General features: G+C 59.6%; 21 protein-coding genes and 1 tRNA gene. 11 read left to right on the plus strand and 11 right to left on the minus strand.

Annotated features, from left to right (window positions below):
- The first annotated feature begins 54 nt into the window (after window positions 1–54).
- Both DDIC_RS10580 and DDIC_RS10585 read left to right on the plus strand, forming a co-directional pair.
- Window positions 55–130: transfer RNA gene (locus tag DDIC_RS10580), tRNA-Ile, on the plus strand.
- A gap of 865 nt (window positions 131–995) precedes the next feature.
- Complete coding sequence (locus DDIC_RS10585; RefSeq protein ID WP_136400408.1) at window positions 996–1925, plus strand: restriction endonuclease; 930 nt, start codon at window positions 996–998, stop codon at window positions 1923–1925.
- A 326-nt stretch (window positions 1926–2251) separates the two neighbouring features.
- Here DDIC_RS10585 and DDIC_RS10590 read toward each other — a convergent pair whose 3' ends face one another.
- A complete protein-coding gene (locus tag DDIC_RS10590) occupies window positions 2252–2917 on the minus strand; it encodes a DUF1641 domain-containing protein (RefSeq protein WP_136400409.1) in 666 nt (221 codons plus the stop codon).
- Window positions 2914–4173 carry a type III sulfide quinone reductase, selenoprotein subtype gene (gene sqr / locus DDIC_RS10595; RefSeq protein ID WP_136400410.1) on the minus strand — a complete coding sequence of 420 codons (1260 nt, stop codon included), beginning with the start codon at window positions 4171–4173 and terminating at the stop codon, window positions 2914–2916. Before sqr ends, DDIC_RS10590 begins: the two co-directional genes overlap by 4 nt.
- Before the next feature lie 486 nt (window positions 4174–4659).
- On the opposite strand from sqr, the gene DDIC_RS10600 reads away from it, so the two are divergent.
- Window positions 4660–5166 carry a hypothetical protein gene (locus tag DDIC_RS10600; protein WP_136400411.1) on the plus strand — a complete coding sequence of 169 codons (507 nt, stop codon included), beginning with the start codon at window positions 4660–4662 and terminating at the stop codon, window positions 5164–5166.
- A 103-nt stretch (window positions 5167–5269) separates the two neighbouring features.
- Here DDIC_RS10600 and arsB read toward each other — a convergent pair whose 3' ends face one another.
- From arsB to DDIC_RS10615, 3 genes are read right to left on the minus strand one after another with little or no spacing between them, the layout of a single operon-like run.
- The gene (gene arsB / locus DDIC_RS10605; RefSeq protein WP_247647457.1) at window positions 5270–6328 is read right to left on the minus strand and encodes an ACR3 family arsenite efflux transporter; all 1059 of its coding nucleotides are present in this window, start codon (window positions 6326–6328) and stop codon (window positions 5270–5272) included.
- Window positions 6329–6340: 12 nt separating this feature from the next.
- Complete coding sequence (locus tag DDIC_RS10610) at window positions 6341–6814, minus strand: arsenate reductase ArsC (RefSeq protein ID WP_136400412.1); 474 nt, start codon at window positions 6812–6814, stop codon at window positions 6341–6343.
- Window positions 6815–6835: 21 nt separating this feature from the next.
- A complete protein-coding gene (locus DDIC_RS10615) occupies window positions 6836–7147 on the minus strand; it encodes an ArsR/SmtB family transcription factor (RefSeq protein ID WP_136400413.1) in 312 nt (103 codons plus the stop codon).
- A 168-nt stretch (window positions 7148–7315) separates the two neighbouring features.
- Here DDIC_RS10615 and kdpA point away from each other — a divergent pair, with 168 nt between their 5' ends.
- Genes kdpA through DDIC_RS10640 form a run of 5 tightly spaced genes read left to right on the plus strand, consistent with a single transcriptional unit; the run spans window position 7316 to window position 15505 of the window.
- Window positions 7316–9067 (plus strand): potassium-transporting ATPase subunit KdpA, encoded by a 1752-nt coding sequence (gene kdpA, locus DDIC_RS10620; RefSeq protein ID WP_136400414.1) that lies wholly within the window; start codon window positions 7316–7318, stop codon window positions 9065–9067.
- A 30-nt stretch (window positions 9068–9097) separates the two neighbouring features.
- Entirely contained in the window at window positions 9098–11173 is a 2076-nt protein-coding gene (gene kdpB, locus DDIC_RS10625; protein WP_136400415.1) for a potassium-transporting ATPase subunit KdpB, read from the plus strand.
- An 11-nt stretch (window positions 11174–11184) separates the two neighbouring features.
- A complete protein-coding gene (locus tag DDIC_RS10630; RefSeq protein WP_136400416.1) occupies window positions 11185–11850 on the plus strand; it encodes a potassium-transporting ATPase subunit C in 666 nt (221 codons plus the stop codon).
- A gap of 26 nt (window positions 11851–11876) precedes the next feature.
- Window positions 11877–14738 (plus strand): sensor histidine kinase, encoded by a 2862-nt coding sequence (locus DDIC_RS10635; RefSeq protein ID WP_136400417.1) that lies wholly within the window; start codon window positions 11877–11879, stop codon window positions 14736–14738.
- A gap of 14 nt (window positions 14739–14752) precedes the next feature.
- Complete coding sequence (locus tag DDIC_RS10640) at window positions 14753–15505, plus strand: response regulator (protein WP_136400418.1); 753 nt, start codon at window positions 14753–14755, stop codon at window positions 15503–15505.
- A gap of 340 nt (window positions 15506–15845) precedes the next feature.
- Here the strand turns inward: DDIC_RS10640 and DDIC_RS10645 are convergent, their stop codons facing one another.
- The 6 genes from DDIC_RS10645 to DDIC_RS10670 all read right to left on the minus strand — a co-directional run bounded on the left by DDIC_RS10645 (window position 15846) and on the right by DDIC_RS10670 (window position 20473).
- Window positions 15846–16112, minus strand: coding sequence for an RNA recognition motif domain-containing protein (locus DDIC_RS10645; RefSeq protein WP_136400419.1), 267 nt, complete (start codon window positions 16110–16112; stop codon window positions 15846–15848).
- Window positions 16113–16968: 856 nt separating this feature from the next.
- Window positions 16969–17250: a hypothetical protein gene (locus DDIC_RS10650; protein WP_136400420.1), complete on the minus strand. Its 282-nt coding sequence runs from the start codon at window positions 17248–17250 to the stop codon at window positions 16969–16971.
- A 108-nt stretch (window positions 17251–17358) separates the two neighbouring features.
- A complete protein-coding gene (locus DDIC_RS10655; RefSeq protein WP_136400421.1) occupies window positions 17359–17589 on the minus strand; it encodes a hypothetical protein in 231 nt (76 codons plus the stop codon).
- A gap of 75 nt (window positions 17590–17664) precedes the next feature.
- Window positions 17665–19212 carry a fused MFS/spermidine synthase gene (locus tag DDIC_RS10660; protein ID WP_136400422.1) on the minus strand — a complete coding sequence of 516 codons (1548 nt, stop codon included), beginning with the start codon at window positions 19210–19212 and terminating at the stop codon, window positions 17665–17667.
- A 62-nt stretch (window positions 19213–19274) separates the two neighbouring features.
- Window positions 19275–19826: a nucleoside deaminase gene (locus tag DDIC_RS10665; protein WP_247647458.1), complete on the minus strand. Its 552-nt coding sequence runs from the start codon at window positions 19824–19826 to the stop codon at window positions 19275–19277.
- Window positions 19805–20473, minus strand: a complete 669-nt coding sequence (locus DDIC_RS10670) for a TIGR00730 family Rossman fold protein (protein WP_136400423.1) — start codon at window positions 20471–20473, stop codon at window positions 19805–19807. Before DDIC_RS10670 ends, DDIC_RS10665 begins: the two co-directional genes overlap by 22 nt.
- A gap of 253 nt (window positions 20474–20726) precedes the next feature.
- Here DDIC_RS10670 and DDIC_RS10675 point away from each other — a divergent pair, with 253 nt between their 5' ends.
- The 3 genes from DDIC_RS10675 to coaD are packed head-to-tail and all read left to right on the plus strand — an operon-like array spanning window position 20727 to window position 23431.
- Window positions 20727–22337, plus strand: a complete 1611-nt coding sequence (locus DDIC_RS10675; protein ID WP_136400424.1) for an MBL fold metallo-hydrolase RNA specificity domain-containing protein — start codon at window positions 20727–20729, stop codon at window positions 22335–22337.
- A gap of 6 nt (window positions 22338–22343) precedes the next feature.
- Window positions 22344–22895, plus strand: coding sequence for a 16S rRNA (guanine(966)-N(2))-methyltransferase RsmD (gene rsmD, locus DDIC_RS10680; RefSeq protein ID WP_136400425.1), 552 nt, complete (start codon window positions 22344–22346; stop codon window positions 22893–22895).
- Window positions 22892–23431, plus strand: a complete 540-nt coding sequence (gene coaD / locus DDIC_RS10685; protein WP_136400426.1) for a pantetheine-phosphate adenylyltransferase — start codon at window positions 22892–22894, stop codon at window positions 23429–23431. Before rsmD ends, coaD begins: the two co-directional genes overlap by 4 nt.
- Window position 23432: the final 1 nt, after the last annotated feature.

The following is a 23432-nucleotide window of genomic DNA, read 5'->3' on the forward strand; positions in this document are numbered from 1 at the left end:
GGGAATACCCGCACTTGACCGATGCGGGCCTTGCGGCTATATTTCCCCTCCTTGGGGCCTATAGCTCAGTTGGTAGAGCCTCCGGCTCATAACCGGCCCGTCCCAGGTTCGAGTCCTGGTGGGCCCACCAAGAACTGTTCAGACAAAGTCCGCCGAAGTTGCACAACTTCGGCGGACTTTGCGTTTATGGCAAAACAGGCTTCTTTTAGGTCCATCTAGGTTCGTTGACAGCCTCAACTTTTGGGGCAACTTTAGGGGCAACAGCAAGCCACCTCGGAGGTATTGCCCCCATGCCCTCATCGACACCGCAATCCGTGCCATAAAACCGACCTCTAAGACCGCCAAATTCTTTGACGGAGAGGGCTGTACCTTGAAGTTGGCCCCAGCGGGGCAAGCGGCATATTTTTCGGGAGAGGGTCATGACGACACTTTTTTCAGCGAATTTTTGCTCTACGCGGTGCGGATGGAAAAACGAAGGCCCCGGGCAATTGTAGCCCGGACATGCGTCGGCTTCCTCCGGCCTTTTGTATTTCCCGCAACCAAGCGGGAATTTTTGTTTTGTCCGCGCTCAGCCTCTGTCCAGCTCAAACGCTGTCTTTGACCCATCCCAAACCGCCAGACCAGCCATGCACGCTTGCAATTTCGTGGATGGCAAATTGGCGCGTTGAGCGTCTAATCAAACTTCTGAACCTCCAGCCTCAGTTCCTTGTGGCGATCATATTCTCAAACAAAACACGCGTAAGCACGCCCCCCCCCGCTGCTCTATTGCTAACTTTCAGTAATTCTAGCATTTGAACTTTTGCGCCCTATGCCGTACAAAACCGATATTTGCCTATAGTAAAAGCCCCTGAAATTCATAGCGCCGCAACACAGGAAACCGCTACCATGACAGCCCGGCCAAAAATCCTTTGACGTGACCTTTCGCGGGAAGCACTGGGCGGCATAAAAACCGCCCGTTGTCTGGTTTGAAGTCCAACTAAAAATGAGTACCCGGTATGGCAATTCCTGATTTTCAAAGCTTTATGCTGCCTGTATTGCGTCTGGCCGCCAAAGGCCCGTTGCGAACAGCAGACGTCATCGCTCAACTATCCGACGCCTTTAATTTGTCTGTAGCAGACAGGCAGGAAATGCTGGCTAGCGGCAGACAGACCCGTGTTGCAAACAGAATTTACTGGGCGTTTGTGCACCTCACCAAGGCGGGCTTGCTACGGCGTGAGGCGCGCGGCGTCTATGACATCACGGCGGCGGGGCAACATGCCTTGCACGAGGCCCCCCAACGCATTGATATTAATTTTTTGATGGCCCGCTCCGAAAGCTTTCGCCAGTTTCGCAGTCCTTCCGGCACAACAGGGACAGACAACGAGGCCGAGGGGCAAATAGCTCCCTCCACCTCAGAAGAGGAAACCCCCGAAGAACGTATTGAAGCCGCATTTGCAGAGCTTAACGGCGCGCTGCGCTCTGATCTTCAGGAACACCTGCAAGCGATGCACGATGCAGACTTTGAACGGCTGATTGTCAAGTTGATGCTTGGCCTGGGATATGGCGCGGGCGGCCTTGGCAAGCGGACAGGTGGAACTGGAGACGGGGCCATTGATGGCATCATCACAGAGGATGTGCTTGGTCTGGACGTGATCTTTCTGCAAGCGAAGCGGTACTCGCAAGACTCCGCCATCGGGCCGGATAAAATCCGCGAATTTGCAGGAGCAATGGATGCGCACGGCATCACCAAGGGTGTATTTGTTACCACAAGCCGCTATACAAAAGCCGCCCGTGAATACGCGGAGCGCAGCCACAAGCGCCTGCGGCTTATTGATGGCCATGAGCTGGCGGGCCTTATGGTGCAGCACGGCATTGGCGTTAGAAGCTACAGAACTCTGGAACTGAAGAAGCTCGACGTTGATTTTTTTGACGAGCTGGGAGAATAAAGCATCACAGGCTAAATTGGTTAAGCAAGGCTCAACCGAATATATTATACTCTAGTTGCGCACCAAATAAAAAAGGGGGCAACCTTGGGGGCAACTATTCGTTTGAAGCAAAAATACATTATATATTACAAATAGTTGATATTAATATCCAGTTGATTGTGGTCCAAGAACTGTTTAGACAACGTCCGCCGAAGTTGCACAACTTCGGCGGGCGTTGCGCTTGATGAAAAAAGGCTGAAAACTGGGTTCATGGCAAGCCGGAACGCCAATGTGCCCCGGCTTGCCACAAACGCCGATTTTTCAGCCCCGGTGTGGCATAACGCCAACTAGTTTGCCGCGTTCTGCCCCGCTGCCTTACCGGTTATTTTTATCAGTTCAGCCAGCAGGCCCAGAGATTGCCTGCCTTCTGCGCTGCACAGCGTGCCAAAGAGGCCCAACACGCCCGTGGGCTTCACGCTGTCCATGTCAATCTCGCCCAGCATGGCCATCAGCTTTGTTATCCTGGCCTGCAGGTCGGGGTCGGCAAGCCGTTGCAGCTGACTGACCAAAAAGGTCAGGCCTTCGCCCGTGTTGGCAATATCTTCGGGACTCATGGAACCCAGCAGATTGCCACCGGCGCTTTTGAAGGCGGACATCTTTTCAAACACGCCGTCCTTTTCCCACGCGCCCATCTTTTCAATAATGTGCGGAAACGTCGGCGCAACCGCAGGATGCAGAATGTTCCACAGGTCGGCGGCGTTTTCCAGCTGGTCGAGCAGCCACGTAAGCTTGGGAACGGTCAACAGGCCCTTTCGGCCCAGAGCGAGTATGTCGTCGAGCGTAACCCTGCCGTTGAGGGTCTCCATCTCTTCGACCATAAGGCGAAAGGCATGGTTGCCGATCGGCGTCAGCTGCTCCATCAGCATCCGGCTGTTTTCCTTGCTCTGTTGAAGGTCGCTGAGCTTGTCTTCAATAGCTGCCAGCCGCTCAAGAATTTTATCTTCAGGTGTCATATGGTCCCTCCAGCCTCCTTGCTGCGCAGCAAGGAGGTATCCTTACCTGCAAGATACATATTGGGCTCAAACGGAAGCTCGTGTCCCTTCAGCATAAGGTTGTAATACACCCATTTGAACATGAGCTTTCCCCAATAATTGATGTGGCTTTCGCCCAGCAGCTCAAAGGGGCCGACCCCAGGAAGCGGAAACATGCCCGGCAGGGGTTCGATGGCATAGCTGAAATCGATCAGCGAGGCCTTTTCAAAACCCGTGACGATAAAGCAGTTGGTATGCCCGTCAAACCTGTAATAGTTGTCGGTTCCTTCAATGTCCGACAACAGGTTTTGGGCGATGACATCAGCTTCAAAATGGGCGACAGATCCGGCTTTTGATGCGGGGACGTTTGTTGCGTCGCCAATGATATACATGTTTTCGTACTTTTTCGCCTTCAGCAGTTCCTTGTCCGTGTCAATGAAGCCGGTTACGTCGGACACTTCAGAGTCGATGAGGAATTGCTGCCCCAGGTTCGGGGGTATCGTCACCAGAAGGTCATAGGCGATTTCGTCGCCTGTTACCGAGCTGATCACGGCGCGGTCGGCTTCAACGCTGTCCACAGTCCAGTTTGTGGTGACCTTGATGCCCTTTTTGTCGCACAGCGCGCCAAGAATGTTGTTTGCCACAGGTTTGGTAAATGCGCCCGTGAGCGGCGTGACAAGCTCGATCTCGACATTGTCGCGCACGCCCATTTTTTGCAGGTACCAGTCGGCCATGTACACAAATTCCAGCGGCGCAACAGGGCACTTGATGGGGGTTTCGCAGATATGCAGAACAAGGCGGCCCTTTTTGAAGTGCTTCAGCTTTTCGCCCAGGGCGGCGGCCCCGTCATGGGTGTAGAAGTTGTGGATCTTGCCGCCCCAGTCGTCCAGCAGGCCGGGCACTTCATCGGGGGCGATTCTCGCCCCGGAGGCAACCACAATCCAGTCGTACGTGTGCGTGCTGTTTTTGCATTCGACCTTGCGCTGCACCGGATCAACGGCAATGATCGTATCAAGCACAAAGTTGACCCCACGGCTGATAAAATCCTTTTTGGGCCGGACACAACCCTGCGGAGTGTCAACCCCAAAAGGGATCAAAAGCCAGCCGGGCTGATAGTGATGCACAGGGTCTCTGTCGATCAGCGTTATTTCCCATTCTCTTTCATTCAAGAGCTTTCTCATTTTAGTGGCGATCATGGTTCCACCAGCGCCAGCGCCAAGAATAAGCAATTTTTTCATGCAATTAACCCCAATGATAAGTATACAGCAACATGCCATAAAAAGGTTTTTCCACTACGCGCAGCCGCAACCATCGCGGCCTATTTCATAGTAGATTGGTATTATTTGACTACTAGCACAGGTAATTCCCAACTGCACTATTTATGTGAATGAAATTGGAAAGATATCATTTAATACTTACTAGATAAGTATTCTATTCAACACATGCGAGTTTCAACCCGACGCGTAGAAACATAATATTACCAGCTAGATGAAATCTTAGCCCAGAGGGCAGCGTATAGAAATGAAGCGTCGGAATATGGTTGAAGGCGGCCACAAATCACTCTCAAACATTAGATCCGCAGAAGCTGTGCAACTTCGGCGGCCCAAACATTTGCACCCCGCTCCCCCAAAAAGACTGTGGCAGATTAGGCAGCATTGGCGCGTAGTTCCGGCAGGTCTTGCATTCATGCAAATTATTGCTATAGGCGATCCACGGAGGTTTTTATGAATGTACCCAAAGGCTGCCTTGCTTTTGCAATGGCTTTGTTCTGGCTGTCTGGTTCTCCCGCTTTCGCGGGGAGTCTGGACAGTTTTTCGGACATGCTGGGAAATCTCTCTGACATGGCGCGGGCGGCAGACCGTGCGCACGATGACTATCTTGATGCCATGAACGGAGGACGCGACTATGGCCGCTATGAGCGGGACTGGCGCCAGCGTGAATCTGATCTTGAACGCGCACGGATGCGCACCATGGCGCGGATGGCAGGTGTATCCGAATCACGCATTCGCAATATGCGGCAGGACGGCATGAGCTGGGGGGGCATTGCCCGCCGTTACGATATCGACCCTGACCGTTTTTACGGCAGATCACCCTATGACAATGACCGCGACAACTGGCGCGGGAATCCCCCCGGTCTGGCTAAAAAGGGAGGCACTCCTCCCGGTCTTGAAAAGAAAGGCGGCATGCCTCCCGGACAGGCAAAAAAAATGCGCCGCAATGACGATTACTGATCCTATGCAACAGGAAAGGCCGCCCAAATGGGCGGCCTTTCCTGTTGCATCCATACCTTGCGCACAGGCCAAAACATATCGACCTGCGCATGGCGCGGCCCCGTCAGACCTCTTCACGCCCGACAAAATACCGGCGGCGTATGTACAGGGACACATTTACAAGGGCTATCAGTACCGGCACTTCGACCAGCGGGCCGATAACGGCCACAAAGGCCTCGCCCGAATCGAGGCCGAACACGGCGATGGCCACGGCAATGGCCAGCTCAAAGTTGTTGGAGGCAGCGGTAAACGACAAGGTCGCCGACTGCTCGTAGTTTGCCCCTGCCCGCCACGAAAGGTAAAACGACAGCAAAAACATGATGATAAAATACACCAGCAGGGGGATGGCCACCTTCACCACATCCATAGGCAGCTGCACAATGTACTCGCCCTTGAGCGAAAACATCACAATAATGGTGAACAGCAGCGCCCGCAGCGTCCAGGGGCTTATGCGGGGGATAAAGACATTCTCATACCACTCGAGCCCCTTGACCTTGAGCCCGTAAATGCGCGAAGCCACGCCGGCGATAAAGGGTATGCCCAGATAGATAAATACGCTCTCGGCAATCTGCCCCATGCTCACGTTGACAACAGCGCCCGAAAGCCCCAGCCAGCCGGGCAGCACGGTGATGAACACATAGGCGTAGACCGAAAAAAACAGCACCTGAAATATGGCGTTAAAGGCCACCAGCCCCGCGCAATACTCCCTGTCGCCACCGGCGAGGTCGTTCCACACAATGACCATGGCGATGCACCGGGCAAGGCCTATGAGTATCAGGCCCACCATGTAGCTGTTGTTGCCGGAGAGAAAGGCTAAGGCCAGCAAGAACATGAGCACCGGGCCGATAATCCAGTTTTGCGCGAGCGAGAGCAGCAAAACCTTTTTATTGCGAAACACCCGCCCGAGCTGCTCGTATTTCACCTTTGCCAGCGGCGGGTACATCATCAGGATCAGGCCGATGGCAATGGGAATATTGGTTGTGCCCACCTGAAAAAAGTTGATCACGTTTTTTACGCCCGGCATGGCCCAACCAAGCCCCACGCCCGCAAGCATGGCGAGAAAAATCCACAGGGTCAGAAACCGGTCGAGAAACGACAGCCGCTGCAGCGTTGATTGACTCATGATTTCATCTCCCTACTGACCGGCAATGCCGTCAAGAATACCCTGCAAACCATCCGCATCCACGCCGGGATGCGCCTCCAGCTGTCGCACCAGGGCCGTTATGCGCCTGCGCAGTACCGCCAGCGTTTCCGCAAAGGCAGCCCTGACGGCGGCATCGTCCCCCTGCACGCTGGCCGGGTCGGGCATGCCCCAATGGCAGCGCACCACCTTGCCAAAGTACACGGGGCACGCCTCGCCCGCCGCGTTGGCGCACAGGGTTATGACCACGCCGGGCTTTTCCGCCAGATCATCCCACGACTTGCTCGCAAGCCCCTGGGTTGCAATGCCCGCATCGCTCAGCGCCTCAAGGGCACGCGGGTGCACATGGCCCGCAGGCCTGCTGCCCGCGCTCTGTACCGAAACCCCAGCCGGGGCCATGGAGCGAAAGAGCGCCTCGGCGATGATTGAACGGCACGAATTGCCAGTGCACAAAAAAAGAATGTTCATATCCGCTCCTGTTTATTGATGTCAGCGGCACTGCCTGCAGTAATCAGGGTCGCCCGAGCAGCACTCGTCGGTCAGATAGGCTATGACCTCAAGCATCAAAGGTATGCTCGCCCGGTATCGGGTGTTGCGCCCCTCGCGCTCCATGCTCGCAAGCCCGCTGTGAACAATCGCCTTGAGATGAAACGACAGATTGGTCTTGGGAATGCCCGCGAGCTGCGATATCTCCCCGGCTATCAGCCCGTCCGGCGCATGCTTTACCAATAATCTGAAAATATTAAGACGATCCTCTGATGTCAGGGCCTCAAATATTCTGGTGGCGTCTTCCGTTTTCATTGGATGACTATTCAATACACATTGAACAATGTCAAGCCAGCTGCACGCGCAAAATCCCGCGCGATTTAATACAAATTTTATATCCTCTCCAAAAGTTTAACACCCATTTTATACGCTTTTTCATACCGTGCATCTGCGGGCTCTCTCCGGGCCCCACAGGAGGACGTTATGGAAAACATGATCGGGCAATGCCTGCTGTACATCGCGCTGCTTGCGCTGCTTGCATGGCCACTGGGAATTTATATGGGCAAGGTCATGGACGGCGAGCAACTCTGGCTGCAAAAAATTATTGGCCCATGCGAGCGCGGCATATACCGCGTCATGGGCATCGACCCGACAGAGCAGATGGGCTGGAAGCGCTATCTCTGCTGCGTGCTGCTGTTCAGCATTGTCAGCATCGCGCTTCTGATGCTGCTGCTCATGACCCAGCGCAGCCTGCCCCTGAACCCGCAGGGCATAGCCGACACAAGCTGGGATCTGGCCCTGAACACGGCCGTGAGCTTTGTCACCAATACTAACTGGCAGGCATACTCTGGCGAAAGCGCCATGAGCTATCTGGCCCAGATGGCTGGCCTCACGGTGCAGAATTTTGTCTCCGCCGCTGCGGGCATTGCGGTGCTGTTTGCCCTCATACGCGGCCTGCGCGCCGGCAACGCCAAGGGTATGGGCAATTTTTGGGCGGACGCAACCCGCGCCACCCTGTATATTCTTGTACCGCTGTCGCTGGCGCTTTCGCTGCTGCTGATCTGGCAGGGAGTGCCGCAGAACTTTGCCGCATACAAAACCGTTGCCCTGCTTGAGCCGCTCGCTGACGACAATGGGGTGAAGATTGCGGAGCAGATGGTCCCCATGGGGCCGCAGGCCTCGCAGGTAGCGCCCAAGCAGCTGGGCACCAACGGCGGCGGATACAACGGCGTCAATTCCGCCCACCCGCACGAAAACCCCACCCCGCTCGCAAACCTGCTTGAGATGCTCTCGCTGCTGCTTATCCCGGCGGGCCTGTGCTTTACCTTTGGCAGGCAGATTGGCGACATGCGCCAGGGCGCTGCCATATTCATTGCCATGACCCTGCTGCTGACAGCCGCCATAGGTTTTACCGCCTGGGCGGAACAATCGGCCACGCCGCAGCTGGCGCAGGCCGGTCAGGTCGATCTGGCGGCCCGCGCGGCGCCTCTGGCGCAGGCTGGCGGCAATATGGAAGGCAAGGAAACGCGCTTTGGCGTCGCCAACAGCGCCCTGTGGGCAGCCGCCACAACGGCCGCCTCCAACGGCTCCGTCAACGCCATGCACGACAGCCTCACCCCGCTTGGAGGGCTCGTGCCCATGGTGCTCATGCAGCTTGGCGAGGTGGTGTTTGGCGGCGTTGGCAGCGGCCTGTTCGGCATGCTGGCCTTTGTGCTGCTCACGGTCTTCATGGCCGGGCTGATGGTGGGCCGCACCCCCGAGTATCTGGGCAAAAAGGTGGAACCCTACGAAATGAAGATGGCCGTGGTGATCTGCCTGACCACGCCTGTGGTCATACTGGCCGGGGCCGGGCTTATGAGCCTTGTTCCGCAGGTGGTGGAAAGCCTCAACAATTCCCTGCCGCACGGCTTCAGCGAGATACTCTACACGGCCACCTCCGCCGGGGCCAACAACGGCTCGGCCTTTGGCGGCCTCAACGCCAACACGCCCTTTATAAATGTTTTGCTGAGCGCGCTTATGCTGGCCGGGCGATTTATTCCCATCGCCGCCATCCTTGCCATAGCGCAGAGCATGAAGGGCAAAAAAGTTCTGGCCCGGAGCGCGGGCACGCTTTCCACCTGCAACGGCATGTTTGTGTTTTTGCTTGTCTTTGTGGTGCTGCTGGTGGGCGCGCTGAGTTTCTTTCCCGCTCTGGCCCTCGGGCCTGTGGCCGAACATCTGCAAATGGCGCGCTAACTCACGCGCCCGCTATATAAGGATACTGCCATGTCAGCCAAAACCGCACCTGTCGGGCACGACGCCCGCGTACTCCAGCGGGCCATGCATGATTCGCTCACCAAGCTGGCCCCGCATATTCAGGCCCGCAATTTCGTCATGTTTACCGTATACCTGTCGGCCATACTGACCACGGGTCTGGCCGCAGCCAACGCTGCCGGCGTCATGCCCGACAGTCCCGGTCAGGGCGCGTTTGCCGTCGCCATAGCCGCCATACTCTGGTTTACGGTGCTGTTTGCCAATTTTGCGGAGGCCATTGCCGAGGGCCGGGGCAAGGCCCAGGCCGACAGCCTGCGCAAATCGCGCAAAAGCGTCGACGCCCGCAGGCTGGAGAACCCCGCCAACCGCGATATCTTTGTCATGACGCCTTCAACAGCGCTCAAACCGGGCGACCATGTGCTTGTGCTGGCGGGCGAGCTTATCCCCGCCGACGGAGACGTAACCGAAGGGGCCGCCTCGGTGGACGAAAGCGCCATCACGGGCGAATCCGCCCCGGTCATACGCGAGAGCGGCGGCGACCGCAGCGCGGTCACCGGCGGCACCACGGTGCTCTCCGACTGGCTGGTGCTGCGCGTGACCAGCGAGGTGGGCCGCAGTTTTCTGGACAGGATGATCGCCATGGTCGAGGGAGCCGCCCGGCAAAAGACGCCCAACGAAATTGCGCTCAACATCCTGCTGGTGGCGCTTACGGTCATCTTTGTGCTGGTCACGGCAACCCTGTGGTGCTTTGCGCGCTTTGCGGCCGGGCAGAGCAACGCCGCCAACCCGGCTGACGTCATCTCGCTGGTGGCGCTCTTTGTCTGCCTGGCCCCCACCACCATCGGCGCGCTGCTCTCGTCCATCGGCATTGCGGGCATGAGCCGTCTTAACCAGGCAAACGTGCTGGCCATGAGCGGCCGCGCCATTGAAGCGGCGGGCGATGTGGATGTGCTGCTGCTCGACAAGACAGGCACCATCACCCTGGGCAACCGGCTGGCGGTCAGTTTTATGCCGGTGGACGGTCACAACGAGCACCAGCTGGCCGAGGCCGCCCGTCTTGCCTCGCTGGCGGACGAAACCCCCGAGGGCCGCAGCATAGTGCTGCTGGCCGACAGCCTGTGCCCGACGCGTGCATGTACCGGCGAAAGCGATGCGGTTTTTGTGCCCTTTTCGGCCCACACCCGCATGAGCGGCGTGGATGCGCACGGCTCAAGCATCCGCAAGGGCGCGGCCGACGCCGTGCGCGACTTTGTGGAAAAACTGGGTGGGCGCTTGAGCCAGCAGTGCGACGAAGTGGTGCAGACCATCGCCCGGCAGGGCGGCACGCCGCTGGTTGTGGCGCACGATGCGGCGGTGCTCGGCGTTGTGCACCTCAAGGACGTCATCAAGGAGGGCGTGCGCGACAAATTTGGCGAGCTGCGCCGCATGGGCATTAAAACCGTCATGATCACGGGCGACAATCCGCTTACTGCGGCAGCCATCGCCGCCGAGGCCGGGGTGGACGATTTTTTGGCCGAGGCGACGCCTGAAACAAAGCTGGCACTTATCCGCGAGTTTCAGGCCAAGGGGCATCTGGTCGCCATGACCGGCGACGGCACCAACGACGCCCCGGCCCTGGCCCAGGCCGACGTGGCCGTGGCCATGAACACGGGCACCCAGGCCGCCAAGGAAGCGGGCAACATGGTCGATCTGGATTCATCGCCCACCAAGCTGCTGGACATCGTGCGCATCGGCAAGCAGTTGCTCATGACGCGCGGCAGCCTGACGACCTTTTCGCTTGCCAACGACGCGGCAAAATACTTTGCCATTATCCCGGCGCTGTTCATGGGCCTGTATCCGGGGCTTGCCGCCCTCAACATCATGGGCCTGCACAGCCCGCAAAGCGCCATACTGGCGGCCACAATCTATAATGCGCTTATTATCGTGGCGCTTATTCCGCTGGCGCTGCGGGGGGTAAAATACCGCGAGGAGAGTTCCGGCCACCTGCTGCGCCGCAACCTGTTCATCTACGGTCTCGGCGGCCTTGCCGCCCCCTTTGTTGCCATCAAATGCATCGACCTCTGCCTCGTGGCCCTTGGTCTGGCATAAGGAGACACGCCATGTTGACCCTTACACTGCTACGCCGCTCGCTGGTTTTTCTGCTTGTCATGACGGCCCTTACCTGCGCCTATACCGGAGTGCTCACGCTTGCGGGCAATACCCTGTTTCCATTTCAGGCGCAGGGCAGTATCCTCAGCCTGCACGGCAGGCACTACAGCACCCTGCTGGGGCAGCCCTTTGCGGCCCCCAACCATCTTTGGGGCCGCCCCGTGAGCGCTGATCTGGCCACATACTCCGACCGGGGGCAGCCGCTGTTTTACGCTGGCCCCAGCAACAAAAGCCCGGCCCTGCCGGAATACGCCGCAACCATGCGCGAGCGCCTTGAGCGCATCCACATGGCGCACCCCGAAAAATCTGGTCAGCCTGTGCCCGTGGATCTGCTGACGGAGTCGGGCAGCGGGCTTGACCCGCACATTTCGCCCGCCGCAGCGGAGTATCAGGTAGAGCGGCTGGCCCGCGCCACCGGCTTTACGGCTGCCGAGGTGCGCCGTACCATAGCCATGTATACGCAGGGCCGCACCCTGGGACTGCTGGGCGAACCCCGCATCAATGTGCTGGAGGTCAATCTGGCCCTTGACGGTCTGCTGCCCAGCGGACGGGCCACCCCGACCGCCCCGGCGGGCGAGGCTGCGCCTTCCGGCGTTCTGACGGAGCAGCAACGGTAACAGCACCCCGCAGCTACGGACATACCATGACAGACAGCTATAACCGACCTTCTCCCGACGCCCTGCTGGCCCAGTTGCGGCAGGCGGCCTACGGAGACGACGCCGGGCAATCGAGTCAGCCCGCGCGCGGGTTGCTGAAAATATTTTTCGGCTATGCGGCGGGCGTGGGCAAAACCTACTCCATGCTCAGGGCGGCCCACGCCGCCCTGGAGATGGGGCACGACATCGTGGCAGGGTATGTGGAGCCGCACCCAAGGCCGGAAACAGCCGCCCTGCTGCCAGGGCTGGACGATGTGGCCCCCCTGCGGCAAAGCCACCGGGGCATAACGCTCAACGAGCTGAACGTGGATGCGGTCTTGGCCCGCAAACCGCAGATCGCCCTTGTGGACGAGCTGGCCCACACCAACGCCGAGGGCTGCCGCAACCGCAAACGATATCAGGATGTGGAGGAGCTGCTGCAGGCGGGCATATCCGTATGGACCACGGTAAACGTGCAGCATATCGAGAGCCTCAACGACGTGGTGGCCGCCCTCACCGGGGTGGTCGTGCGCGAGCGCATCCCCGACAGCGTTTTTGACGGGGCCGATCAGGTGGAGCTGGTCGACCTTGAGCCCGACGAGCTCATGGCCCGCCTGCGCGAGGGCAAAATTTACGGCGAGGCCCAGGTGCAACGGGCGCTGGGGCACTTTTTTCTGCCTGCCAACCTCATTGCCCTGCGCGAGATCGCCCTGCGCCGCATGGCCGACCGCGTCAACCGGCGGGCCGCCTCCTCTGACGGGGACGCCGCCAGCCCGACCCGGCAAATCAAGGAGCACATCCTCATCTGCCTGTCGGGCGCGCCCAGCAACGCGCGGGTCATCCGCACCGCAGCGCGCATGGTGGAGGCATTCCGCGCCGACTTTACCGCCCTGTTTGTTCAGAACACCAACCAGCGGCGCAATGATGCCAAAAGCAGCACCCTGCGCGACAATATCAAGCTGGCGGAAGATCTGGGCGCAGTCATCGTAACCCTTCAGGGCGAGGACATCCCTGTCCAGATTGCCGAGTACGCCCGCATGAGCGGCGTCAGCAAAATTGTGGTGGGGCGCTCGCCCGCGGGCGGCTGGCTGTTTCACAGGGGCAAGACGCTGGTGGAGCGCCTTGCCGAACTCGCGCCGGAGATGGAAACCTTCATCATTCCCGATGCCGTGCCTGTTGGGGGTACGTCGTCCCATCCCGGCCCCCTCCTTGCCCTGCTGCGAACACTGCTTGGCACGGCGCCCCGTTCATGGCGGCAATGGGGTGCAACGGGCGCGCTCATGGCTGTCTGCAGCGTCATTGGTTTACTCATGTTTTCCGCAGGCATGCCCAACGGCGGCATTGCGGGCCTGTACATGCTCGGGGTGCTTGGCGTCTCCATCCTCACCGCCGGGCCGTGGTACGGCGTAACGGCCTCGGTCGCCGGGGTAGCCCTGTTTGATTTTTTGTTTGTGGAGCCACGCTTCAGTTTTACCGTGTACGACATGGATTATGTCGGGCTTTTTACGGCCATGCTGCTGGTTTCAACGGCAACCAGCGCCATAACCGGCCGCGCGCGGACTCAGGCGCGCAACAGCGCCGTGCGCGCGCTGCACACCGAGCTGCTGCTGGGCAACAGCCGCCGCCTGCAAAAAGCCAAGGACGAACCCGCCATTCTGCTTGAGGCCGCCCGCCAGCTGGGAACGCTGCTGGGGTGCACGGCAACGCTCTACCCGGTGCAGCATGGCCGCCTGCAAACGCAGCCAGCCTATGCCTATGCGGCAGACCATACGCAGGATGCCCCCCCCGGCAGACCGCCAGCCTGTCAGTCGGGCCAGTTGCCCAAGCAGCAACCTGGCCGCCTGGCGCCGGGCATGGACGCGCAGCACGGCCCCCTGCCCAGGGACGAACTGGGCGTGGCGCAGTGGGTCGCCAAAAACAACCGACCTGCGGGCGCGGGTACAGACTCCCTGCCGGGCGCGCAGCACAGCTTTATACCCATCAGCAGCCGGACCGCAGTACTGGCCGTGGCCGGGCTGGCTGTGCCGCCGGGGCGCACGGCCCCGCTGGCCGACGCCAACAGCAAAAACCTGGTGCTGGCGCTGGCTGGCGAATGCGCGCTGGCGCTGGAAAAAGAACGCCTTACCCAGGCCAACGCGGCCATTGCCGTGCGCGCGCAGCAGGAAAAGCTACGCGCGGACGTGCTGCGATCCATTTCGCACGATCTGCGCACGCCCCTTACGGGCATTTGCGGCAATGCCGCAATCCTTGCCGGGCAACGCGGGGCGGGCTCGCCCGAGCGCAATGCGGCGCTTGCCGCATCCATTGAAGAAGAAGCCCACTACCTCGTGGGCATGGTGGAAAACCTGCTGGCCCTTACACGCCTTGAGCAGCAAGGGTTTACCCTGCGTCTTGAGCCGGAGCTTGTCGAAGACGTCATCCGCGAGGCCGTGCACATCACCGGCAGGCGCGCCGCGCGTCACGACCTGCACGCCGAACTGCCCGAAACCCTGCTTATGGCCCGTATGGATGCGCAACTTATCGTGCAGGTGCTCGTCAACCTGCTGGATAATGCTGTAAAGCACACGCCAGAAGGCACTTCCATCAGGGTGCGGGCCAGGGAGGACGGCCCGTGGGTCAGGCTTGAAGTGGCCGACAACGGGCCGGGGATTCCAGAGGACGAACAGGGCCGCATCTTTGACATGTTCCACTCGGCGGCGATAAAAAAAGGCGACAGACGCCGGGGCATGGGGCTGGGCCTTGCCCTGTGCCGCAGCATTGTGCAGGCGCATGGCGGACGGATTGAAGTATTTGCCAATGCGCCGCACGGGGCGATTTTTTCGCTGACCCTGCCGCGCGAGGCAACAACGCCAGACCTGCCGACAGCATGATCACAGGAGCATCCATGCCGCAAAACACCCCCCAGCCTGCCCTCGCGGCGCAGCATCCCGACGGCGTGGCAGAGCGCATCCTTGTGGTGGAAGACGACAAGGCCATACGCGCACTGGTGACCACCACGCTTGAGAGCAACGGCATGCCCTGCCTGTGGACGGCAACCGGGCGCGACGCCATTGCCGAGGCCTCGCGGGCCAACCCCGACATTATCCTGCTTGATCTGGGCCTGCCGGATATGGACGGCGTGGACGTCATCCGCACGGTACGCCAGTGGTCCATGCTGCCCATTATTGTGCTCAGCGCCCGCACAGAAGACGACGACAAGGTGGCCGCTCTGGACGCCGGAGCCGACGACTACCTGACCAAGCCCTTCAGCGTTGACGAACTGCTGGCCAGACTGCGCGCCGCGCTGCGGCGCATCCGCTACGAGCGCGGGCACACGGGCAACAGCAGGAGCGTCTTTGAAAACGGGGTGTTGTACATCAATTTTGCCGCAGGCTGCGTGAGCGTCGCCGGGCAGGAGGTGCGCCTGGCCCCCATGGAATACAAACTGCTTTGCCTGCTAGCCAACAATGTGGGCAAGGTGCTGACCCACAAAACCATCCTGCAGGCTGTGTGGGGCAATGCCCTGCCGCAGTCGCTGCCCTCGCTGCGCGTTTTTATGGCGACTTTGCGCAAAAAACTGGAGGCCGCCTCGCCGCAGTGCGACTGCATACGCACGCATATTGGCATCGGCTACCGCATGAGCCGCGTGGAGGGCTGAAAGCTGCACCAGCTATTGGTCAGCCCATACTCCGTTACACTTTTCGGCCGCAACCGGCGCGGCTGCGCCGCGACCGGCTCCTGCTTTTCGAGCGTGTTGTCTGCCGACAACACGCAAAAAGGCCGCGATTGCTCGCGGACATGCTTCCTGTACAAACCCCGCTGCGCGGGATTTGCGCCGCCTGCCCCGGCTGCGCCGACGGGCGGAAAACACGAAAACCAGTCGCTTCACGGCGCGGCTGCGCCGCGACCGGCTCCTGCTTTTCGAGCGTGTTGTCTGCCGACAACACGCAAAAAGGCCGCGATTGCTCGCGGCCTTTTTAACAAACGAATTTGGCCGCTTACCAGCGACGGGGGGCGGGCTTTTTGGGCTCAGCCTTATTGATGCGAAGAGCGCGGCCTTCAAATTCCTTGCCGTCAAGAGCGGCAATGGCGTTGATGGCGTCGGCATCTTCCATTTCCACAAAACCAAAGCCACGGGCGCGTCCGGTTTCGCGGTCAGAAACGAGCTTCACGGAAAGGACTTCGCCGTAGGGGCTGAACAGGGATTCAACGCTTTCCTGGGTGGCGGACCAAGGCAGATTGCCAACGTAGATAGAAGTAGCCATATAAGGACTCCAGAGATTACGGGAGGTAGACTTTCCGCTTGGAGCCTTACCCATGTAAAGCCTCTGCAAAAAAATTTACTATACCCAATCAGTGATTGGTCAAACATAGTTTGGGGCATTTTTAAAGTCAACATATATTATTTATTTCAAGCAAAAAACCGCTGCAGTTCCTTCATTGGGCCGTATCTATCCTGCCGCTCACAGTGGTTTTTGCAAAACGCCCCCCACTGCGGATTTGTTCGACGCCGAAATGGATAATATTATATTCCTCAGCTATGAAATACCCCTTGCAAAACACCTGCGCCGCCCGCTCAGGGCAACCCCGCCATACCAAATGAGCGTTATAAGGGATTACTGCAGTGCCGCAGGACGCATATCCACGAAACATGTCTGCAAGTACATATTGGCGGCAACCCCTAACGCAAAGCTAACGCGTCTCCCCGTATGTTTTTTGATAAGCAATGGCAGCGGTCCTGCCGCATATACGCCGCGCCTTGCCCACGCAGCCACAGCTGCGATGCGTCGGTGCTGCCACATCGGCGTCCCCCCTTCCCTCCTCCTGCGCGAAGCGCCCTGGCATGCCAGGGCGCTTCCAGTAAAACGCATCCGCGCTGACGCAGCCCTTGCAGTCATGCTGCGGAGCTGCTGATCGCCCGAGCAGTTGCTGGCAACATCAGCCCTTGAACGCAAAAAAGCCATCCCGTCCCCTCACGGGAACGGGATGGCCCCAAAAAGCGGAAAAAAGCTGGCGTCCATGCGGCAACCGGCTTGCGGCATCTTCCATACCGCGCTCCATGCAGCATCGGGGCAGGCACACTGCCGTTGCGCCATCTGTCTGGCCAAGACGCAAAATGCGCTAGTTGATCCAGGAACTCAGCGCGTCAACAATCTTGCGGGCCTGATCGGCGCTGGAAATATTGAATTTAGACTGCTGGCGGTACTCGCCCCCGGTCTTTTTATAACGGCGGATAACATACATGTCCGGCCCAAAGGTGTCTTTTTCGGGCTGCCACTGCTGGTAGCGAAAAAGAATGGTCGTCCATGCGCCCTTGCTCAGTACAACCTTGTCCAGTTCGTTAACAACGACCTGGCCGTTTTCTTCAAATTGCACTGTGAGATCATCAATAGTTTCGTTCAAAAAAGCCCCCCAAATAAACATAATTCGCACACAGGCGGCCTGCTGAGGCCAAACCTCACACTCCGGGCCTTTCGGCCATCCACGGCGAGTGCAAGTCAGGCAAATCAGCTAGCCCGCGTACTCTATCATCAATCCCTTAACGCTCTCCGGCAGATCCAGGGTCTTGACATGCATTTCGGCAGGCCCGGGCCCGTAATAATGACTGGTCATGGATGCATACGCAGAGAGAGCCATAAGATCTTCCGCCAGGGTCAACTTGTTGCCGTTTATCATCTTGCGACCCAAAATGCCCAACAAATTCTTGTTGATGTCTATGGGATTCACGACAGTGTATTCCATATGCGGCCTCCTCTCACGTCTTGAAGCAAGAATAGCTTTTTCTGCCTGTGGCTGCAAGAGCCTGTCCCGTACCGCTTACTGCCGCAACAAGACCAGCGTATAGCGCTCTACCGGGGCAAAATCGTCGGTCAGCGCCGGCGTGGCAAACGTCAGCGGGCCGACGTAGCGGCTGGCCAGCATGGCGGGCAGATCTGGAGCTTCCGGCTGCGCCTCCTGCCCGGCCCCCACGAGGTCGGCATCTGACGCCGCGCCCGCCGCAGCTTCCTGTCGTGGCTCGGCAAAGGCCGCCACCATGATATTTTGCAGCCTGTCCGGCGGTTCGCCCCCCGCGCAATACACCCGCACCTCGGCAAACGACTGGGTCAGCGCGTTGAAAATACTCTGAAACAGACGGCCGTCCGGCCCTTGTACGGCGGAAATAACATTCATGAGCATAAGCCCGCCGGGGGCCACTGCCCGCCGCAGCGCCGCAGCAGCCTCACGCGTGCCCATCTGAAACGGCACGGCGTAATGCGAGTTGAACACGTCCACAAATACAAGGTCGTACTGATCGCGCTGCCGGTTCAAAAAAGCCCTGGCGTCCTCGTGCCGCACAGTCAGGCGGGGGTCGTCGCGCAGGGCAAACCAGCGGTGGGCGGCCTCTGTCATGGCCGGGTCCAGTTCCACCACCGTCACCCGCGCCTCAGCGGGCTTTGCCAATGGCGATTTGTCGGAGAGCAGCCACTTGGGTACGGAATATCCCCCGCCCCCGAGCATGAGCACCCGGTTTGCCTGCGGGACAAAATGCGGCCCCAGCGCATAAAACCTGGTGTAGCGAAAATACAGTTCGTCCGGCGCGTCCAGATACATGCCCGACTGGCTGTAGCCTGGATCTGTTGCCATGAGGCGCACGGCCCTGCCGTTTTGCGCCCAGTCCACGCCCTCAAAAACGCGGATGCTGTTGTACGGGCTTTCTATCAGATGGCTCATGGCGCGTCCGTCCTGCCAATGCCCATAGCTAGCCGCCAGCACGGCCATAAGGCCGCACAGGGCAAGCAGGGCGGCCCGCAGGCGCAGCCTGCCCCCGCCGTGGCACAGCGACAGCCCCAACATGCAGGCCGCTACACCCCACAGTATGGCGGTGCTGCCCCAGTACGAAATAAGCACAAACCCGCCCAAAAAAGTTCCTGCAATGCTGCCCGCAGTGGAAAGGGCGTAAAGCCTGCCCACGGTAGCCCCGGAGGAGTCCACGCGCTCAATGCGCAGACGGATGGCGTAGGGCGTGATCATGCCGAAAAAAAAGGCGGGCAGGGCAAAAATACACACGGCCGCCAACACCGCTGCCGCGTACAGGTTGCCGATGGCCGCCGTTACCCACTGCCCGACAGCCTCATGCCAAAGCGCCGTAAGCCCGCTGCCAATTCCAGCCCCGGCCAGGGCCAGCGCAAGCCCCCTGCGCGAAAGCATTCTGTCGGCCAGCCGTCCCCCGGCCCAGGCTCCAGCGGCCAGACAGGCCAGCACCACGCCGATCAGGCTTGTCCAGACCACGGCGGACGTGCCCACATGCGGGGCCAGAACCCGCGCGCCGACCATTTCGAGCACCATGACCAGCGCGCCGCTCAAAAACACAGTCAGTTCAAGCATATGCATCCTGTCGTGCGTTAAACGGGCCGCAACAATCCGCCACATCGTGAGCGCAGGGTCGTTTACCCGCGCCTTTGGTCAAAAAAGTCGTGCAGCAGGGCCGCGCACTCCTCGGCCAGCACGCCGCCCATATGCCATACCTTGTGGTTGGCGCACTGGGCGTCAAAATACTCCGCGCGGGAGACCACAGCCCCAGCCAGCGGGTCGGCCGCACCGTACACCAGCCCGGCCACCCGCGCATGGATAAGGGCTGCAGCGCACATGGCGCATGGCTCAAGCGTCACCACGAGCACGCAGCCGCCGAGGCGGTAATTGCCCAGGGCCGCGCCCGCCGCGCGCAGGGCCAGCACCTCCGCATGGGCGGTGGGGTCATTGCCGCGCACGGGCGCGTTGCCGCAGCAGGCAACAACGCGTCCGTCAGGGGCGGCAAGCACCGCCCCCACAGGCACCTCGCCCGCCGCGCCGCTGGCGCGGGCCTCGTGCAGGGCCATACGCATGAGCTCCGGCCAGGTGCGCCCCGGCGGTGGCGGCGTAAGCGGCCCTGCGGGATGAAAGGCCCGCGCCGCCACATTGCCGTCTGGCCTGCTGGCCGCTACACTACAATGACTTTGCACAGATGGTTGACCACTTCTTCCGGCGTGTCGCACACCGTGATAAGCTTGTCGATTTCAGCCTCGCGGATAAAGCCCCGCGCGCACATGGTCTTGCGCATCCATTCAAGCAGTCCGCTCCAGTAGCTGGAATCGTACAGGATGATGGGGAAGGGCCGGGTGCGCCCGGTCTGGGCCAGCACAAAGGCCTCGGAGAGTTCGTCAATAGTGCCCATGCCGCCCGGCATGACCACATAGGCCATGGCGTATTTGACAAACATAAACTTGCGAATAAAGAAATAGCGAAAATTACAGCGTGTTTTTACATACGGGTTGCAGCCCTGCTCGTGCGGCAGGTGGATGTGCAGCCCCACGGAAACGCCGCCTGCCTCATACGCGCCCTTGTTGGCCGCTTCCATAATACCGGGCCCGCCGCCGCTGATAATGCCAAACCCGGCCTCCACCAGCAGGCGCGAAATTTTTTCCGCATCTTTATATTCAACTGAATCCGACGTGCAACGGGCCGTGCCAAAAAGGGATATGCACTTGACCTTGAGCGCATTAAGCGCGTCAAGCGCTTCAACCATTTCGGCCATGATACGGAAAGTGCGCCATGATTCTGTAGTGACAGAAGCGAGATCGTCAACAATGTTCTGTTGCAGTTCAGGCATGAATACTCCTTGTCGCTGAAGTATGGGGGGGAAGGCCCCTCAACGCGGCACGCGTTTTGCGGGCCCCAAGTTTCAGTATATGTGGGCCTTGGGGCAAAGGCAATGCATGGCTTTTGCCGCCTGGAGCCTTGCTTGACGCTGGCCTGCGCTTGCGGCTAAGAAAATACGTCTTCCTGCGTTTTTTCCGCGCTGCCGCGCGGCATGGCAGGAAGTTTGCGGCCTCTCAAGCCGCCAACCCTCACCGGAGGAACAAATGAAAGTACAATTTCTGGGCGCGGCGCAGACCGTGACTGGTTCTTGCTATATGGTAGAGGCGGCGGGCAAGCGCTTTTGCATCGACTGCGGCATGCATCAGGGCAACAAGGCCATTGAGGCCCGCAACCGCGAAACAGAGCTGTACCGACCCTCCGCCATTGATTTTATCCTTGTCACGCACGCCCATATCGACCATTCTGGTTTGCTGCCCAAGGTCGTCAAAGAGGGCTTTTCCGGCCCCATATTCTGCACCAAGGCCACCAGCGAACTGCTCGACCTCATGCTGCAGGACAGCGCCCATATCCAGGAAATGGAATCGCAGTGGGAGGCGCGCAAATACCAGCGGCGCGGCCTCAAAAATCCCCCTGCGGCCCTGTACTCGGTTGAAGACGCGCAAAAAGCCGTCACGCTCTTTCAGACCGTCGACTACCACAAGGTCTTTGAACCCGCGCCCGGCATACGCGTAACGTACTTTGACGCCGGGCATATTCTGGGTTCTGGCTCGCTGCGCCTTGAGGCCGACGAAGACGGCAAGACCACCAGCATCATCTTTTCCGGCGACATCGGTCGCCCGCAGTCGCTCATTGTGCGCAGCCCCGAAACGCCGCCCAAGGCCGATTATGTGTTCATGGAATCCACCTACGGCGACCGCGACCACAAGGACGAAAACCTCAGCGTGGACGAACTGGGCGAGGCCATAGCCTACAGCTACGGCAAGGGCGAAAAGGTCATCATTCCAGCCTTTGCAGTCGAGCGCACGCAAGAAGTGCTCTACTGCCTGCATATGCTTACAAAGCAAACCAAGCTGCCCACGGACATGCCCGTTTTTGTGGACAGTCCGCTGGCCATCCGCGCCACCGAGGTTTTTGAACGCAACCGCGAGCTTTTTGACGATGAAGCGCTCAAGATGCTCAACGGCGGCGACGACCCCTTTTCACTGCCCAACCTGCGCTACACGCTTTCCGCTGCCGAATCGCAGGCCATCAACGACTACAAGGGTCCGGCCATCGTTATTTCGGCCAGCGGCATGTGCAACGCGGGCCGTGTACGCCACCACCTGCGGCACAATATCTGGAAGCCCGGCGCGAGCATTGTTTTTGTGGGCTATCAGGGCGTGGGCACGCCCGGCCGCAAACTTGTTGAAAAAGCAAAAAAAATAACCCTGTTTGGTGAAGATATAGAAGTAGCCGCCCGCATCTTTACCATCAACGGTTTTTCCGGCCACGCCGGACAAAGCCAGCTTGTCGAGTGGCTCAGGCCGTTGACCGGCAACGGCGCGCAGGTGGTGCTGACCCACGGCGAAGCAAAGGCCCAGAGCGTTTTTGCCGAACTGATCGAAAAGAAATTCGCCAAGCGTCCCCTCATCGCCACCTATCTTGAAGAAATGGTTCTTGAAGGGCCGCAGCTCACGGAGACCGTGCAGCACGAAACCCTGGCCCATCCCCGCGTCAACTGGGAGTTCCTTACCGGCGAGGTGGAGCGCAAGTGGGGCATGTTCAAGGACAAGATGGCCGATGTTGAAAACCGCCAGTGGGTGGAACAAACCGAGCTGCAGGAGGCGCTGGAAAAAATGGACTATGCCCTTACGCGCCTTTTGTCGCGCATGTAGGACGATATGCGCATCATTTCCGGAAAACTTGGCGGACGCAACCTCAAAACCGTTGAGGGCGAGGGCTACCGCCCGGCCATGGGCAGAACGCGCGAGGCGCTTTTTTCCATGCTTACCGCACGGGGCATCGACTGGCACAGCACGCGGGTTCTTGACCTGTTTGCGGGCAGCGGCAGCCTGGCCTTTGAGGCCATAAGCCGTGGCGCTCCGCACGCCCTGCTGGTGGAGATGGCCCCTCAGGCGGTACGTTGCCTCAAGGTCAATATCGAGGCCCTCGGCGTGCAGGACGAAGCCCGCATCGCCAGCGAAGACGTGCTGCGCGTTCTCAAGACGCCCCCGGCTGAACCGTATTCGCTTATTTTTATGGATCCGCCCTACCGCAAAAATCTGGCCGATCCGGCGCTCAAGCTGCTGGTCTCGCGCCGCTGGCTTGCGCCCGGGGCCTTTATTACGGCAGAAATTGAAAAAGACGCGCGGCTCACGCCGCCGCCCCAATGCACCCTTGAAGCCGAACGCCTGTTCGGCCAGACACGCATATGCATCTGGACAACGCCATGAGAATAGCACTCTACCCCGGCACTTTCGATCCGCTGACCAACGGGCACCTGAGCCTTATACGGCGCGGCTGCGAAGTATTTGACCAAATTGTTGTGGCAGTGGCGGACAATACGCCCAAATTCCCTCTCTTCAGCCATGAGGAGAGGGTCGAGATGGCCCGCGAAGCGCTGAAGGACGAACCCCGCGCGGTGGTGGAGCCCTTTTCGGGCCTCACGGTGGAATACGCCGCCCAGCGCGGGGCCTGCGCCCTGCTGCGCGGGCTGCGCGCCGCCTCGGACTTTGAATATGAGTTTCAGCTGGCGCTCATGAACCGCCGGTTGCAGCGGCACATTCAGACGGTCTTTTTGATGACCGACTATCAGTGGCTGTTCATCAGCTCCACCATAGTAAAGGCCGCCGCCAGCCACGGCGCGGACATCAAGGGCCTCGTGCCCGAAAATGTGCGCGTGGCCCTTACGGAAAAATACCGCAAGGGCGAGGTGCGCCAGGGCACGCCCTGTCTTGCGCCGCCGTTTGGCGGTTTTCGCGTCAAGTAAG

The organism is Desulfovibrio desulfuricans (genome assembly GCF_004801255.1).
In the GTDB taxonomy this organism is placed as follows: Bacteria; Desulfobacterota; Desulfovibrionia; order Desulfovibrionales; family Desulfovibrionaceae; genus Desulfovibrio; species Desulfovibrio desulfuricans_C.

Excerpts from the sequence above, each read along its gene's own strand:
- DDIC_RS10585 (WP_136400408.1), top strand. The coding sequence starts at position 996 with ATGGCAATTCCTGATTTTCAAAGCTTTATGCTGCCTGTATTGCGTCTG.
- DDIC_RS10590 (WP_136400409.1), bottom strand. The coding sequence starts at position 2,917 with ATGACACCTGAAGATAAAATTCTTGAGCGGCTGGCAGCTATTGAAGAC.
- sqr (WP_136400410.1), bottom strand. The coding sequence starts at position 4,173 with ATGAAAAAATTGCTTATTCTTGGCGCTGGCGCTGGTGGAACCATGATC.
- DDIC_RS10600 (WP_136400411.1), top strand. The coding sequence starts at position 4,660 with ATGAATGTACCCAAAGGCTGCCTTGCTTTTGCAATGGCTTTGTTCTGG.
- arsB (WP_247647457.1), bottom strand. The coding sequence starts at position 6,328 with ATGAGTCAATCAACGCTGCAGCGGCTGTCGTTTCTCGACCGGTTTCTG.
- DDIC_RS10610 (WP_136400412.1), bottom strand. The coding sequence starts at position 6,814 with ATGAACATTCTTTTTTTGTGCACTGGCAATTCGTGCCGTTCAATCATC.
- DDIC_RS10615 (WP_136400413.1), bottom strand. The coding sequence starts at position 7,147 with ATGAAAACGGAAGACGCCACCAGAATATTTGAGGCCCTGACATCAGAG.
- kdpA (WP_136400414.1), top strand. The coding sequence starts at position 7,316 with ATGGAAAACATGATCGGGCAATGCCTGCTGTACATCGCGCTGCTTGCG.
- kdpB (WP_136400415.1), top strand. The coding sequence starts at position 9,098 with ATGTCAGCCAAAACCGCACCTGTCGGGCACGACGCCCGCGTACTCCAG.
- DDIC_RS10630 (WP_136400416.1), top strand. The coding sequence starts at position 11,185 with ATGTTGACCCTTACACTGCTACGCCGCTCGCTGGTTTTTCTGCTTGTC.
- DDIC_RS10635 (WP_136400417.1), top strand. The coding sequence starts at position 11,877 with ATGACAGACAGCTATAACCGACCTTCTCCCGACGCCCTGCTGGCCCAG.
- DDIC_RS10640 (WP_136400418.1), top strand. The coding sequence starts at position 14,753 with ATGCCGCAAAACACCCCCCAGCCTGCCCTCGCGGCGCAGCATCCCGAC.
- DDIC_RS10645 (WP_136400419.1), bottom strand. The coding sequence starts at position 16,112 with ATGGCTACTTCTATCTACGTTGGCAATCTGCCTTGGTCCGCCACCCAG.
- DDIC_RS10655 (WP_136400421.1), bottom strand. The coding sequence starts at position 17,589 with ATGGAATACACTGTCGTGAATCCCATAGACATCAACAAGAATTTGTTG.
- DDIC_RS10660 (WP_136400422.1), bottom strand. The coding sequence starts at position 19,212 with ATGCTTGAACTGACTGTGTTTTTGAGCGGCGCGCTGGTCATGGTGCTC.
- DDIC_RS10670 (WP_136400423.1), bottom strand. The coding sequence starts at position 20,473 with ATGCCTGAACTGCAACAGAACATTGTTGACGATCTCGCTTCTGTCACT.
- DDIC_RS10675 (WP_136400424.1), top strand. The coding sequence starts at position 20,727 with ATGAAAGTACAATTTCTGGGCGCGGCGCAGACCGTGACTGGTTCTTGC.
- rsmD (WP_136400425.1), top strand. The coding sequence starts at position 22,344 with ATGCGCATCATTTCCGGAAAACTTGGCGGACGCAACCTCAAAACCGTT.
- coaD (WP_136400426.1), top strand. The coding sequence starts at position 22,892 with ATGAGAATAGCACTCTACCCCGGCACTTTCGATCCGCTGACCAACGGG.